The sequence below is a fragment of the Actinomycetota bacterium genome, from assembly GCA_028698215.1.
In the GTDB taxonomy this organism is placed as follows: Bacteria; Actinomycetota; Humimicrobiia; order Humimicrobiales; family Humimicrobiaceae; genus Halolacustris.
On sequence record JAQVDY010000035.1, the window covers coordinates 1 to 12,772 of the forward strand.

Annotated in this window: 13 protein-coding genes; all 13 read right to left on the reverse strand. The window is 43.2% G+C overall.

Going from position 1 to position 12,772, the window contains the following annotated elements; all coding sequences use genetic code 11:
* Positions 1 to 29: 29 nt before the first annotated feature.
* Positions 30 to 812, reverse strand: a complete 783-nt coding sequence (locus tag PHN32_08225; GenBank protein ID MDD3777576.1) for an SDR family oxidoreductase — start codon at positions 810 to 812, stop codon at positions 30 to 32.
* A 31-nt stretch (positions 813 to 843) separates the two neighbouring features.
* Positions 844 to 1,191 carry a hydrogenase maturation nickel metallochaperone HypA gene (locus tag PHN32_08230; GenBank protein MDD3777577.1) on the reverse strand — a complete coding sequence of 116 codons (348 nt, stop codon included), beginning with the start codon at positions 1,189 to 1,191 and terminating at the stop codon, positions 844 to 846.
* 89 nt (positions 1,192 to 1,280) lie between these two features.
* On the reverse strand, positions 1,281 to 2,153 hold the full coding sequence (locus PHN32_08235) for an FAD/NAD(P)-binding protein (GenBank protein MDD3777578.1): 873 nt from the start codon (positions 2,151 to 2,153) through the stop codon (positions 1,281 to 1,283).
* A gap of 16 nt (positions 2,154 to 2,169) precedes the next feature.
* The gene (locus tag PHN32_08240; protein ID MDD3777579.1) at positions 2,170 to 3,273 is read right to left on the reverse strand and encodes a 4Fe-4S dicluster domain-containing protein; all 1,104 of its coding nucleotides are present in this window, start codon (positions 3,271 to 3,273) and stop codon (positions 2,170 to 2,172) included.
* A 6-nt stretch (positions 3,274 to 3,279) separates the two neighbouring features.
* Positions 3,280 to 4,257: a 4Fe-4S dicluster domain-containing protein gene (locus tag PHN32_08245; protein MDD3777580.1), complete on the reverse strand. Its 978-nt coding sequence runs from the start codon at positions 4,255 to 4,257 to the stop codon at positions 3,280 to 3,282.
* The gene (locus PHN32_08250) at positions 4,254 to 4,688 is read right to left on the reverse strand and encodes a hydrogenase iron-sulfur subunit (GenBank protein ID MDD3777581.1); all 435 of its coding nucleotides are present in this window, start codon (positions 4,686 to 4,688) and stop codon (positions 4,254 to 4,256) included. The genes PHN32_08245 and PHN32_08250 overlap by 4 nt, the downstream gene beginning before the upstream one ends.
* Positions 4,689 to 4,691: 3 nt before the next feature.
* Positions 4,692 to 8,093: an FAD-dependent oxidoreductase gene (locus PHN32_08255; protein MDD3777582.1), complete on the reverse strand. Its 3,402-nt coding sequence runs from the start codon at positions 8,091 to 8,093 to the stop codon at positions 4,692 to 4,694.
* An 18-nt stretch (positions 8,094 to 8,111) separates the two neighbouring features.
* On the reverse strand, positions 8,112 to 9,047 hold the full coding sequence (locus PHN32_08260; GenBank protein ID MDD3777583.1) for a CoB--CoM heterodisulfide reductase iron-sulfur subunit B family protein: 936 nt from the start codon (positions 9,045 to 9,047) through the stop codon (positions 8,112 to 8,114).
* Positions 9,048 to 9,053: 6 nt separating this feature from the next.
* Entirely contained in the window at positions 9,054 to 9,590 is a 537-nt protein-coding gene (locus PHN32_08265) for a 4Fe-4S dicluster domain-containing protein (protein MDD3777584.1), read from the reverse strand.
* 162 nt (positions 9,591 to 9,752) lie between these two features.
* Positions 9,753 to 10,613 carry an ARMT1-like domain-containing protein gene (locus PHN32_08270; protein MDD3777585.1) on the reverse strand — a complete coding sequence of 287 codons (861 nt, stop codon included), beginning with the start codon at positions 10,611 to 10,613 and terminating at the stop codon, positions 9,753 to 9,755.
* Positions 10,614 to 10,647: 34 nt separating this feature from the next.
* Entirely contained in the window at positions 10,648 to 11,517 is an 870-nt protein-coding gene (locus PHN32_08275) for an ATP-binding protein (GenBank protein MDD3777586.1), read from the reverse strand.
* On the reverse strand, positions 11,514 to 12,353 hold the full coding sequence (locus tag PHN32_08280; protein MDD3777587.1) for an ATP-binding protein: 840 nt from the start codon (positions 12,351 to 12,353) through the stop codon (positions 11,514 to 11,516). The genes PHN32_08275 and PHN32_08280 overlap by 4 nt, the downstream gene beginning before the upstream one ends.
* Position 12,354: 1 nt before the next feature.
* Positions 12,355 to 12,747: a NifB/NifX family molybdenum-iron cluster-binding protein gene (locus tag PHN32_08285; GenBank protein ID MDD3777588.1), complete on the reverse strand. Its 393-nt coding sequence runs from the start codon at positions 12,745 to 12,747 to the stop codon at positions 12,355 to 12,357.
* Between the last annotated feature and the right edge of the window lie 25 nt (positions 12,748 to 12,772).

A 12,772-nucleotide genomic window follows, 5' to 3' on the forward strand; every position in this document is an offset into this window, starting at 1 on the left:
ACCACTGCCGCTCTTTTATTTAATATTTCCTAAATGCAGGGCATAACATTTCCCCCGGTTACCGGGAGAAAGGCCCCGGTAATAAATCCAGCTAGATCAGAAGCCAAAAAACAGACCGCATAAGCTATTTCCTCATCAGTTCCCCTCCTGCCCATAGGAACCCTGCTTATATAGGGAAAATCCTGGTTAATATTGGATTCTGTACCATCGGTTTGCCGGCAATTATCAGTAATGGTCCATCCGGGAGCTACCTGGTTAACCGTAATGCTATACCCTCCGACCTCACGGGCCAAGACCCTTAAGACTCCATCCATTCCCCTTTTTCCGGCGATATAAGCTGATTGGGTGGGAAAGGCCTGTAAAGAGCATTCGGTATTAATGCCTATCACCCTTCCATATTTCTGCCGTACCATGTCCGGCACAAAAACTTGGGCCATAAACACATTGTGAAGAACGGAAGTTTTAAACTGGCTCTCGTAGCTTTCTGTATCCTGTTTTAAAACTTCTTTCCACTGGTACTGGCTTACCGCATTATTTACAATTATGTCCACTGTGCCCAGCCGTCCGTTAATGGTTTTTTTAGCATTTTTTAGGGATTTAATATCGGTAACATCAGCCTTTAGGGCTAAAGCTTTTACTCCAAATTCCTTCTGCAGCCCCTCTTCTAGATTGCAGGCCTGTTGCTGGGATTGATAATAGGTAAGAGCTACATTAGCCCCGCACTTAGCCAACCCTCTGCAAATAGTCCTGCCCAATTGTCCCGAACCTCCAGTTACTACTGCTGTCCTGCCTTTTAAATCTATTGCTAACATGCTATCTCCTTTAAGAATTTATTAAATAAAATCAGTCCCTGGTTTCTACCGAAACTATCTTTATCTCCTCTGCTTCCTGCACCGAAATATTACCACTGCCGCAATGGGGACAACGGATAAGAAAATCCTTAATTTCAGATTTTTTACCACAGTCCTGGCAAAAAAGTTTTAATTTTTCTTTTTCAAAAGCAAGTTCTGTCCCTTTTAAATTCTTATCTTCCCGGGTCAGGGCATTAAAATAAAAGGTTACCGATTCTGGCTCTATCTGTGATATAGGGCTTAATCTTAGATTAATTTTTTTAATAGGACCCAGGTTCCTTTTTTTAATATTCCTGTTTACTATCTCTATGATAGAACTGGTTATTGAATATTCATGCATAGGTTAATCCTTGACGCTTAACTTGAATCTTGCTTCCGGACTGCCTGCCTTACAAAGGTTAAATCTTAACTTTATAGCCTGGGCTGTCCTTAAATGAAGGGCTCGGGAATTTCTTCCAGTTCTTCCAGGGAGAACACGGGGCCGTCCACACAGACAAACTTATGGCCTATGTTGCACCTACCGCATTTTCCTACCCCACATTTCATTCTTCTTTCCAGGGTAGTATATACCATATCACTTTTAAATTTGAGCTTATTTAAAACTTCCAAGGTATATTTTATCATTATGGGCGGCCCGCAGGTAATGGCCACCTTATCTTCCGGAGAAGGTTTTAGTTGCTCCAGTACATGGGGGCAAAGCCCTACCTCCTGGTCCCAGCCATGGCAGGCAGTATCAATGGTTTGTACCAGATTAATATGACCGGACTTTTCCCATTGCTCCAAATCATACTTATAGCACCTATCTTCCGGGGTCTTGGCAGCATAAAGCAATGTTAGGTCCCCATATTTATCCCTGTTTTCTAAAATGTAAAAAATTAGGGGTCGAAGCGGGGCCAGGCCTATGCCTCCCCCAATAATCAGGATATCCTTTTGTTCCCATTGCTCGCAGGGAAACCAGTTGCCTAATGGTGCCCTAATCCCCACTCTCTCTCCCGGGCTCAAATTGCTTATAGCACTGGTGTTTACACCTACCTTCATCACTGTAAACTGTAATGTCTCCGGCTGGCTGGAGGGGGAATTAATAACAAAGGTGGACTCTCCGGAACCAAACACAGAAATCTGCCCTACCTGGCCGGGCTTAAAACCAAAAGATTTCTTTTCCTCCGGATCCTGAAGCTCTAATTGGATCGATAATATATTGGGAGTCTCTTCAATTACCTGAGTTACTATGGCTACCGAAGGCAGGTAAGGATTTTCTTTGCCTACTATGTCTTTTTCCGTAACTATATTTGTTTTCTCCATATCCCTTCCCAAATATCTACTTATTTATAATAGCAGCCACTATTTCCCGAATATCCATGTTAACCGGGCATACATCTATGCATCTTCCGCATCCTACGCAGTACAGATGCCCATGGCGCCTGTAATTATAATTATATTTGCAATTAATCTTATTTCTGTATCTCTGATACAGCTCAGCCCGGGGGTTATGGCCGCTGGCTTCCAAAGTATACAGGTAACTGGTACAGAAGTCCCAGCAACGGTATCTCTGGCCCTGCTGATTATCTTTTTCATCCCTGATATCAAAGCAGTAACAGGTGGGACAAACAAAAGTACAGGCCCCGCATCCTATGCACTTGGCCGATACTTTCTTCCACTCTACATCTTCAAAACGCTGGTTCATAATATCTGGTATGCTTTGGTAATCCTTTCCTTCCCACAGTTCTGCTATTTTTCCAGAGGACTGCTCATCTTTCTCTTTTACCAGAGCCAGGTACCGGGCCCCATCTTCTACCGGCTGCAGGTAACCAGAGCTGTCCCTGGCCACCTCCTGGCCCTTTTCTGTATAGACTATAAACACATAACTGTCTCCTTCAGGGTAAAAACCAATATCTGTATTCTGGAAATTATAGGGGCTTCCCCCTACCTGGGTACAGAAACAATCCTCAAAAACAGTATCGCAGCCCCCAGCTATCAATACCGTCTGTTTTCTGCGTTCCATATAGTAGTGGTCCTTTACTACTCCTTCTCCAAAAACAGCATCCAGCCTGGCTATAGCCTGAACATCACAGGGTTTGAGCCCAAAAATAATTTTCTGTCCTTCCGGATTGGCAGGAGAGATGTTTATTTCTACATCATCCAGCTGCTGGGTATTCTTTTTGTATTCAAATTCCAGTAAATCTTCGCTCATGGGATAAATTATATGTTTAGGGCTGAGCCTGGTTTTTTCAGTTAAATTTAATACCAGGCCATGGTCTTCATCCTGTTTCCAGCCTAGATCCTGTCCTATCCGGGATAAGCTTAAAAAGTTAATTAAGCTATTCTTTTTATCCTGTACGGGGACAAAAACTTCAGCATTTTCTGCCAGGGCTTTTAGCCACCCCTCTAAATTTTCTTTTTTTAGGGTATATACTTTTTCCATATCTATTTATAATTCTTCTTCTTTTATATTTTTTTCTAATGTTTTATAGGTCAGCAAAGGAGGTTTTGCCTCAATATCCATTCCTGCCTCATAATCAAATATATCACCTATTATCTGATTCATTTTTTTCATAAGCTTAAGCAAACCTATATTCTGGGGGCATACCCTTTCGCATTCTCCACATTCTACGCATCTGCCTGCCAAATGCATTACCCTTATCATTTGGAAAAACTTGTTTTCATCTGCATCTACTTTCTGTGACTGCCAGTTAGGATAATCCAGGTGAACTATGCACTGATCCTGGCATACTTCCAGGGGGCATATATTCCTGCAGGCATAGCACCTGATACAGCGTTCAAATTCTTGCTGCCAGTAAGAAAATATTTCATCCAGGCTCATTTTTTCCAGATCCTGGATATCTTCAAACCTGTCCCTGGGCTCCAAGGAAAACTTTTGGTCGTTTTCAATAAAAATATCATGCAGGGGAGGCTTATTGTAAATTTTGCACCAATAACATTTATCTGCATAAAATTCATCCTTGGTAAGTTCCTGGGTCCCGGTTGCAGTCTCAACCTCAATTTTATCAGCCCCTATATTAAGTGAAAATACTCTGGCCCCTTTTAGGGCTTTAGTGATCTTCTTATGGTCCAGGACTCCCGGACACTGTACCGCCAACAATTTGAATTTATCCCTTTCTATCAAACCTTCACTGATGAGCTGGGCTATGGCTTTACTGTCACAGGGTTTTACCACCATGGCAATATTGCCCTTTATCCGTTTGGAGAGCTTATAGGCATAGCTGGCCAGGTTATTAATGCAAAGCTGATTAAAGATTAATTGGTCCAAGCCCTCTTTTTCCTCTATAAAGCAGGGGTTAACCATCAAGGGGTTATTTGAGCCGCAATACCCTACCACCACATCTACCTGGTCAAATATAGAAGACACTTCATTTGTTAGTTTTTGATTTAAAATATCTTTACTCATTCTCCGTTTATACTCTTAATTCTTTTGACAAAATTTACTACCACTCTCTGCCACTTCTGTCCCTCTGAAGCAGAAACCCACTGGTAGGCAAACCTTCTTTTATCAATCCCTATAAAGGGCAGGTATTCTTTTAGTACCTCCAGCCTCCTGCGGGCGTAAAAGTTACCATCACTGTAATGGCAGTCATTGGGATGGCATCCTGAAACAAGAACCCCGTCTGCCCCCATGGCAAAAGCCTTGAGGATAAATAAGGGATTGATTCTTCCGCTGCAGGGAACCCTTATTATCCTTAGGTTTTCCGGCTGTCTCAGCCTTGCTGTCCCTGCTGCATCCGAGCCGGCATAGGAGCACCAATTACAAAGGAAGGCTACAATCCTTACTTCTTCCTTTTGGGCCTGGCCTTTATTTTCTTTTATTTGCTCTGTCATCATTTTTTAATATCCTTTGGTAGAAAAAGCTTTTATTTCTTCCAAGATCAGCTCATCGGTAAATCCATTCAGGGTTATGGCATTTATGGGGCAAGTGGCTTCACAAAGCCCGCAGCCCTTACACACCGTTTCAATTACATTTACTACCTCTTTACCCCTTACGGTAACCTCTTCAATGGCATTGAAGGGACAGACCATAAGGCACTTGTTGCAGCCGATACATCTTATCTGGTCCACCTTGGCCACCATGGGATCGCTGGCCAGCTTATCCTTAGACATCAAGGCCAATATTTTAGCTGCAGCTCCCCCGCCCTGGGCTACACTGGTAGGAATGTCTTTGGGAGACTGGCAGGCCCCCGCTATAAATATTCCATTGGTATTGGTTTCTACCGGCCTCAGTTTTGGATGGCTTTCCTTGAAAAACCCAAAGGGGCCGGTACTAATATTTAGAACCTTGGCCAGTTGCTTGGCCTGCTGGCTGGCCACCATGGCTGTAGCTAAAACTACTAAATCCGCTTCTATTTCCACCATTTGGTCCAATACCGTGTCTATACCTTTTACTATGAGTTTGCCGTCCTTTTCCCTACGGTACACCTTGGATACTCTTCCCCTGATATATTTGGTGCCGTACTGCTTGGCCCGGTCTATGAACTCATCATAATCCTTGCCGGGTGACCTTATGTCTGTATAGAAGACATAGGACTGGGAGTCCTTAATATGTTCCTTGGTAAGTATGGCCTGCTTGGCGATATACATACAACATGCGCTGGAGCAGTATTCCAAACCCCGGGAGCGGTCCCTGGAGCCCACGCAGGAAAGAAATACAATTTTCTTGGGCTCCTTTTTATCGGAAGGCCTGGCAATATGGCCATGGGTGGGGCCGGAAGCACACATTAGCCTCTCATACTGCAGGCTGGTAATAACATCTTGTAGCTGTCCGCCCCCATATTCACCAAACATATCTGCAGTAAGCACATCTATCCCAACTGTAACCGCTACTGCCCCTATTTCTTTGGTAATTATCTCTTCTTTCTGGCTGTAATCGATGGCCTTAGCCTCACAGGCCTCAATACACTGGCCGCATTCGGAACAAATACCGCAGTTCAAGCATCGTGCTGCTTCCCTTTTTGCTTCTTCTTCAGATAAGGTGGCTACTACTTCCTCAAAGCTTTTGGTTCTTTTTTGTATTTCCAGCTTCCTGGCTTTCGCCCTGGCAGCTTTTTTAAATTCTTTTAATTCCTTTTCTGTAAATACCTCTTCCGCTTTCAGCCTTGGTTCAGCCTTTTTTTCCTGAGCTATGGCCTGCGATATTTCAGTAAGGCTTTCCCCCTGTATATAACGGTCAATGGCTCTGGCAGCCAGTTTGCCATGACCTATGGCTTCGGTAACCGTAGCCGGTCCGGTAACAGCATCTCCTCCTGCAAATATTCCCCTGCTGTCTGCCAGAAGTATGTTATCATCTTCCAACTGTATTGAATCCCAGGAAGTAATTTTTAGCTTATCATCACCGGTGGTCAAATAATCAGTATCTGGCCTCTGTCCTATAGCCAGAATTAACCAGTCCATCTCCAGGGTAAATTCACTTCCCTCTATGGGGATAAAGCTCCTTCTTCCTGACTGGTCAGGCTCCCCCAGCTTATTTTTTATAAAAACTACCTGTTTTAGCTTGCCGTTTTCCTGAATTAGCTTTATGGGGGTAGTCAAGAAGTTCATGCCTACTCCCTCTTCTACTGCATCCTCATACTCTTCTTCAATAGCAGGCATTTCATGCTGGCTCCGGCGGTAAAATATATCTACCTGGCCTGCTCCCAACCTTAAGGCCGAACGGGCAGAGTCAATAGCTACATTTCCCCCTCCTATAACTCCTACTTTGCCTTCCAGTTTTTTGCCCTGGCCCCAAGATACCTCTTTTAAGAATTCTACCCCGGATATTACCCCTTCTACCCCTTCTTCCCCTATATTTATGGGCATATCCTTATGGGCTCCAGTGGCTAAAAATACGGCATCATAATCCTGCCTGAGTTTCCACAATTGATCTGTATTTTCCATTCTGCGGTTAGTTTCTATCTCTACACCCATCCTGGTTATAACTTCTATTTCTTTATCCAATATATCCTGGGGCAGCCTATAATCAGGAATTTCTGTCCTCATCATTCCTCCTACTGCCGGCATGGCCTCCCATATTTTAACCCCGTAGCCCTTCTTAGCTAAATAATAAGCGGCGGTTAAACCGGCAGGACCGGAACCAATAATAGCTACTTTCTGGGATTTCTTTTCTTCCATCTGGGGCAGTGGTATTTCTCCCAGTTTTAACTGATAATCGGAAATAAATCTTTTTAGGTCCATGATAGCTATGGGGCTGTCTACCAGTTTACGGGTACAATTAAGCTCACAGGGATGGGTGCAAACCCTGCCGCATATGGAAGGGAAAGGATTATCTTCACGGTGCAGCTTAAGGGCTTCCAGGTATTTACCTTCCCTGATTAAAGCAATATAGCCCTGGGCAGCCACATCGGCCGGACAGCTGCTCCGGCAAGGGGCTTTCCCCCTTTTATGGATGTTATAGGCAGAAGGTACAGCCTGGGCAAACATCTTGGAAATAGCTTTCCGCTCGGCTATACCTGCTTCATAGCTGTTTGGTATGGTAACCGGGCATACCTTTTCACATTCTCCGCAGGAAGTGCAGTTTTTAATTACTATATACCTGGGTTTCTTTCTTATGGTAGCAGTAAAATTGCCTACCGACCCTTCCAGCTTAACCACCTCGGAATTGGTTAACAGCTCAATATTTTCATGGGTTCCTACATCTACCATTTTGGGTGAAAGGATACAGGCAGAACAGTCAATGGTAGGAAAAGTTTTATCCAGCTGGGCCATTTTGCCGCCAATAGAAGCCTCTTTTTCTACCAGTATAACCTTTCTTCCCCCATTGGCGATATCCAAAGCAGTCTGTATGCCAGTGATTCCGCCCCCTATGACCATTACTGTCTTGTTTATGTCAAAATATTTGGGATAGAGTTCCCCCTGCCGGTAAACTTTGCTCACTGCCATCCTTACCAGCTCTATTGCCTTCTGGGTAGCCTTCTGGCGGTCATCATGTATCCAGGAATCCTGTTCCCTTAAATTGGCCATATTAAACAAATAGGGATTCAGTCCCGCCGATTCTACAGTACGCATAAAAGTAACATTATGTACCTGGGGGGAACAAGATGCCACCACTACCCGGTTTAGGTTATGTTCCTTGACTGCTTTCACAATTTGAAGCTGGCCCGGTTCCGAACAGGTATAAAGGTTGGTTTGGGTAAACACAACCCCTGGGAATGTCTGTGCTTCTTCCGCCACTTTTTCTACATCTACATTAGCCCCAATATTGGAACCGCAGTAACAAACAAATACACCAATTCTCAAAGCCTACTAGCTCCTTTCCTATTTAATGGATGGCTCTACAAAAAGCCTATCCAGCATAACCTCTTTTTCAGAAAGCCCCAGGGCCATACCCAGCACCTGGGTTATATATATTACCGGAATATGATAATTAGTTTTAAAAGCCTTGTTTATCTGTGATTGCCTTAAATCCAGGTTCTGCTGGCATAGCTGGCAAAACAAAACTATACAGTTGGCCCCACAGTCTTCAGTCATTTCCAGGATTTTCCCGCTTAGCTTTAGCACTGCATCCTTATGGGTAAGAGACATAATAGCCCCGCAACATTCTGTTTTAAACTGAAATTCCCTGCTGTCTATTCCTACTATCTTAAGCAGCCTTTCCATAGTCATAGGGTTTTCAGTCTGGTCAAACTTATCTGCCTCTTTAGCCCTGAAGATAACGCAGCCGTAATAACAGGCAGGCTTAATCCTGTCCAATATTTGGGGACGGCGGTAATTTTCATTACCTATAGCCTCCTGATATTTTTTCTTTATAAGTTCTTCCTTCTCCACTAGGAAATTCAAGATAGAATAAATTTTGAAATTATATTCCGGCTCCACTTTTAGGCCCATGTCTTTAAGATCGTCCACCAATTGCTGTCTTTTTATCTGCTCGTATTCATTAAGCTCTTCCGGATCCGCATTAAGCAGGTTGGCAGCATGGGTAAGTTTGATATAACAGGAAACACAGGGACACAAAATTTGTTCATAGCCCATTTTTTTAGCTAAAAGAAGGTTTCTGGCAGACAATGCTGCAGAAAGCTCTTCGTTGGTGTGGTGGGCAGGGGTAGTACCGCAGCAGTTCCAGTCTTCAATTTCTTCATATTCTATATCCAAAGCATCCAATAATTTTTTTATGGACAGGTTGTAGTCAAGGGCAGTGGAATTTAGGGAACATCCTGGATAATATGCAATTTTATTTATGTTTTTTTCTTCCATATAATTTTACATATACTTTTTCATTACCTTGCCCAGGCTTTTTCTGCCCCTTACCAGCTCCGGCAATATTTTTATCTTTCTCTTTTTTAAAATGTCCAAAGCAATATCGGCATCATTGACTATTCTTCCCGTACCCAGGTTCAAGCCCATAATAAGCCCCGGCTCATAGCTTCTGCCAAAAAACTGCAGTATTTTTATAAATATTTTATAAAACTTGGAAATTGGTTTGTTCTTATGGGTATCCTGCTGCCAGGTAGCCACCCTTAGGTGGTTCATGATAGCAGCAATACTTATGTCTTCCGGACAGCGGGTGGAGCATATATCGCATTCCAGGCATAACCATATTGTATTGGAATTAACTATCTTGTCTATCTGTCCTGCCTGTATGAGGCTTATGATTTGATGGGGCTTATACTCATAAAGATCTACTACCGGACAACCTGCGCTGCACTTTCCGCACTGACAACAATAGTTGATGTGAGGTTCTACGAAGTTCTCTAGATCACTCTTTATTTTGTGGTAATCTATACCTTTTTTTGCCATGTACCAATTATGGTAGGTAGGTTTTTAAAAATTTATAAAATTAAAACAAATAATACACAATACAGCCAGCCTATGCAAGTTTAAAAATTAAAAATTGCCTAGCCTCCTGCTAATAGGCCCTGCCTGCACTTACTACCGCTGCCAATGATTATAAAGTTTTATTTATCTTAAATCGTCTACTACTATATCCCCTACCTGGTATTTGTAACCCATATTTTCCGCTATCTGCAGGCATTTTACCTTGAGTAGGAAAAATATCTCTTTATCTTCTTCGTTTAAAGCCTCGTAATTTCCCTGGCCTTTGGATATTACCAAATCTGCCTGCCTGAAAGCCTGCCTGAATTCATCAGAAGCCAGTTCCAGCATAGCTCCCGGCAAATCAATACCGGTAGTAATAACCTTTACCAGTGAGGTTAAACCCACTTCCTGGGCATCTTCCATGGTAGCATCATTGATGGTAGGACCGCCCCTTACCGCAAAAGTTACTTTCAAAGGGCCGATATATTCAATAAATACCTTATCAAATACAATCTCCCCTGTATTGTCGCCCACGTATAAAATATTTTTAGCTTCTGCTACTTTTTGTTTAAACAACTTTATTTTTTCTTCATCCAGGGGCTGAACCAGGGCATCATCTATGGTTTGCTGAACTAAATTTTCATCCATGTCCGGCTGCTGTACAAAATCAATTATATTACCGGCAATTGCTACCCTTAAAGCAGTTTCAAACTTATCTTCTGAAGCCTCAATTAGCTTTCTCACTTTAGGTTCCAAGTGCAGGCATATCTGATTATATTTTTTCTTAAGTTTACGGTATGGATCTTTTTTGGGCTCATGTTTTCTAATTACGTCCTGGGCTAAATTAAAGGTATGGAAAGCATGCTCTCCTACCTTAAAATTAGATACTGCTTCCAGGGCTTCCCTGGCCATCTGCTCTTTAGTTTTAGCATCTACTCCCAGCAGGTCCGCTGCCTGCAGGACCTGGTTCACATAACAGGGTATGCATTTTAGGTTTAACTTCATAGGTCTCTTTTCCTCTACTGGTTTTCTATATTCTTTATTGATACAAATATTGTTCTAAAATTTCCCACATCCTTTTAATTTCTAATCCTGCTTCGCTCTGGGGATTATCGGTTATAAATTTTTTCTGGGAAAGATATACAGAAACTTGTTCATCATAAGGTATTTTTCCCAGCACCTCTATCCCGTTTTGGCGGCAAAATTCCTCTATCTGGGCACTGTTATCCAAATTTAAGTCATATTTGTTGATGCTAACAAATACCTTGATATTAAATATCTGGGCTACCTTAAACACCTTTTTAAAGTCACTGATAGCTGAAAGGGTAGGTTCAGTTACAATAAGGGCTGCATCTACCCCGTTTAAAGAAGATATTACCGGACAGCCTATTCCCGGGGCCCCGTCTATTATTATGAGCCGGTATCCTTCCTGGTTGGCAATATCTTCTGCTGTGTTGCGGATTCTGGTAACCAGTAATCCTGAATTTTCAGCACCAGGTATAAGCCGGGCATGAACCATAGGACCAAAACTGGTCTGGGATATAAAGCTTGTACCTTGAACTGAAGGTTTAAGCTCTAAAGCTCCCACCGGGCAGGCGTAAACACATACCCCGCACCCTTCGCACCTCAAGTCGTCTATCTTTATATCCGTCTCAGAATCTTTAATAGCTTCGAACCGGCAGAGTTCCTCACATTTTCCGCAGTTTATACAGTCCCCCACTAAAGTGGCTACTGCCCCTCCGCTGAATTCTTCCTGCTTCTTTAATTCAGGCTCCAGCAATATATGAAGGTTGGCCGCATCCACATCACAGTCTACCGCAATATGGTCATGGGCCAGCTTTATGAAATTAGAGGCCACTGTAGTTTTACCAGTGCCGCCTTTTCCGCTTATTATGGTCAGCTGTTTCATAACCCTAATTCCTTTTCTATCTGCTTTATTATATTCTCAAATACTTGCCTGTAGCTGCTGTCATATTCAATGATGGTATCGCCCCGGGAATAATGCCTGGCAATCTCGGTATCATTGGGTATTTTGGCCAGTATGCTGATATGGTTATCCTGGCAGTATTTCTCTACCTGGTCATCACCAATACCATCCCGGTTTATGACTACCCCAAAAGGCTTGTTCATGCCCCTTAGCACTTCTATGGAAAGCTGCAGGTCATTTAACCCGTAAGGGGTAGGCTCGGTAACCAACAGGCAGTAGTCACAGTCCTTTACTGAAAATACCATAGAGCAGGAAGTTCCAGGGGGGCAATCAATGATTACCAGTTCAGATTTTACGATATCCTTATCCAGGGCAGACTGTAGGGAAACGGTCCGCATGGATCCTGGTATCAAATCGCCCATATAATAATTGATATTAGGCTGGGCAGTCCCCTTTTTAACTTCTCCCACCACTACGTCTTTTTCCCTAACCGACCCTGGGGGGCCAACCAAAAGACAGCCGCCGCAGCCATGGCAGAGCTCCGGGAAGAATACGACTTCCTGGCCAATTACTGCTACTGCATTATAGTGGCAAAACTGGGCACAGGGACTAAAGTCCGCCCCCGTTTCGGTAAGAAAATAAGGGTGCTTTATGGATACTTTCTGGATATGCTTTATATCCGGCTTCATGAAGAAACTGGTATTGGGGGCTTCCACATCGTAATCCATTAACTGGCAGTAACCCACTGCTAAAGCCAGGTTACAGGCTATGGTAGTTTTGCCGGTACCGCCTTTTCCGCTAGCAACTGATATAATCAATTTAACCTCTACCTCCCCCTCCCATGCCGCCGCCCATACCAAAATGGGAAGTAACATTGGGGGCACTGGTTTCAGTCAGCTGGCCTGCTTTAAACTGTGCTATAGCCTCACTAACCTTACCGGTTACACCGGTATAAATCTTAATATTGGCTGTAGACAGGACCCTGAAAGAATTAGGTCCCACATTTCCGGTAATTACTGCTTCAGCACCTTTGCCTGCTATAGCCTGGCCGGTTTGGATACCAGCCCCTCCCATAGCTCCCCGTGCTTCATTAGGCATATGTTCGAAAGTATCACTTTCGGTATCATATAGTATGAAAAATGGACATCTGCCAAACCTGGAATCTACATTCGATTCCAGACTGGTTCCGGTAGATGAAATTGCTACTATCATTTTTTTCTCCTTTTTATATTAATTA

What these genes read in the sequence shown, in the direction of transcription:
- PHN32_08250 (MDD3777581.1), bottom strand. Translation starts at nt 4,688, where the DNA reads ATGATGACAGAGCAAATAAAAGAAAATAAAGGCCAGGCCCAAAAGGAA.
- PHN32_08235 (MDD3777578.1), bottom strand. Translation starts at nt 2,153, where the DNA reads ATGGAGAAAACAAATATAGTTACGGAAAAAGACATAGTAGGCAAAGAA.
- PHN32_08240 (MDD3777579.1), bottom strand. Translation starts at nt 3,273, where the DNA reads ATGGAAAAAGTATATACCCTAAAAAAAGAAAATTTAGAGGGGTGGCTA.
- PHN32_08230 (MDD3777577.1), bottom strand. Translation starts at nt 1,191, where the DNA reads ATGCATGAATATTCAATAACCAGTTCTATCATAGAGATAGTAAACAGG.
- PHN32_08260 (MDD3777583.1), bottom strand. Translation starts at nt 9,047, where the DNA reads ATGGAAGAAAAAAACATAAATAAAATTGCATATTATCCAGGATGTTCC.
- PHN32_08275 (MDD3777586.1), bottom strand. Translation starts at nt 11,517, where the DNA reads ATGAAACAGCTGACCATAATAAGCGGAAAAGGCGGCACTGGTAAAACT.
- PHN32_08225 (MDD3777576.1), bottom strand. Translation starts at nt 812, where the DNA reads ATGTTAGCAATAGATTTAAAAGGCAGGACAGCAGTAGTAACTGGAGGT.
- PHN32_08270 (MDD3777585.1), bottom strand. Translation starts at nt 10,613, where the DNA reads ATGAAGTTAAACCTAAAATGCATACCCTGTTATGTGAACCAGGTCCTG.
- PHN32_08265 (MDD3777584.1), bottom strand. Translation starts at nt 9,590, where the DNA reads ATGGCAAAAAAAGGTATAGATTACCACAAAATAAAGAGTGATCTAGAG.
- PHN32_08285 (MDD3777588.1), bottom strand. Translation starts at nt 12,747, where the DNA reads ATGATAGTAGCAATTTCATCTACCGGAACCAGTCTGGAATCGAATGTA.
- PHN32_08245 (MDD3777580.1), bottom strand. Translation starts at nt 4,257, where the DNA reads ATGAGTAAAGATATTTTAAATCAAAAACTAACAAATGAAGTGTCTTCT.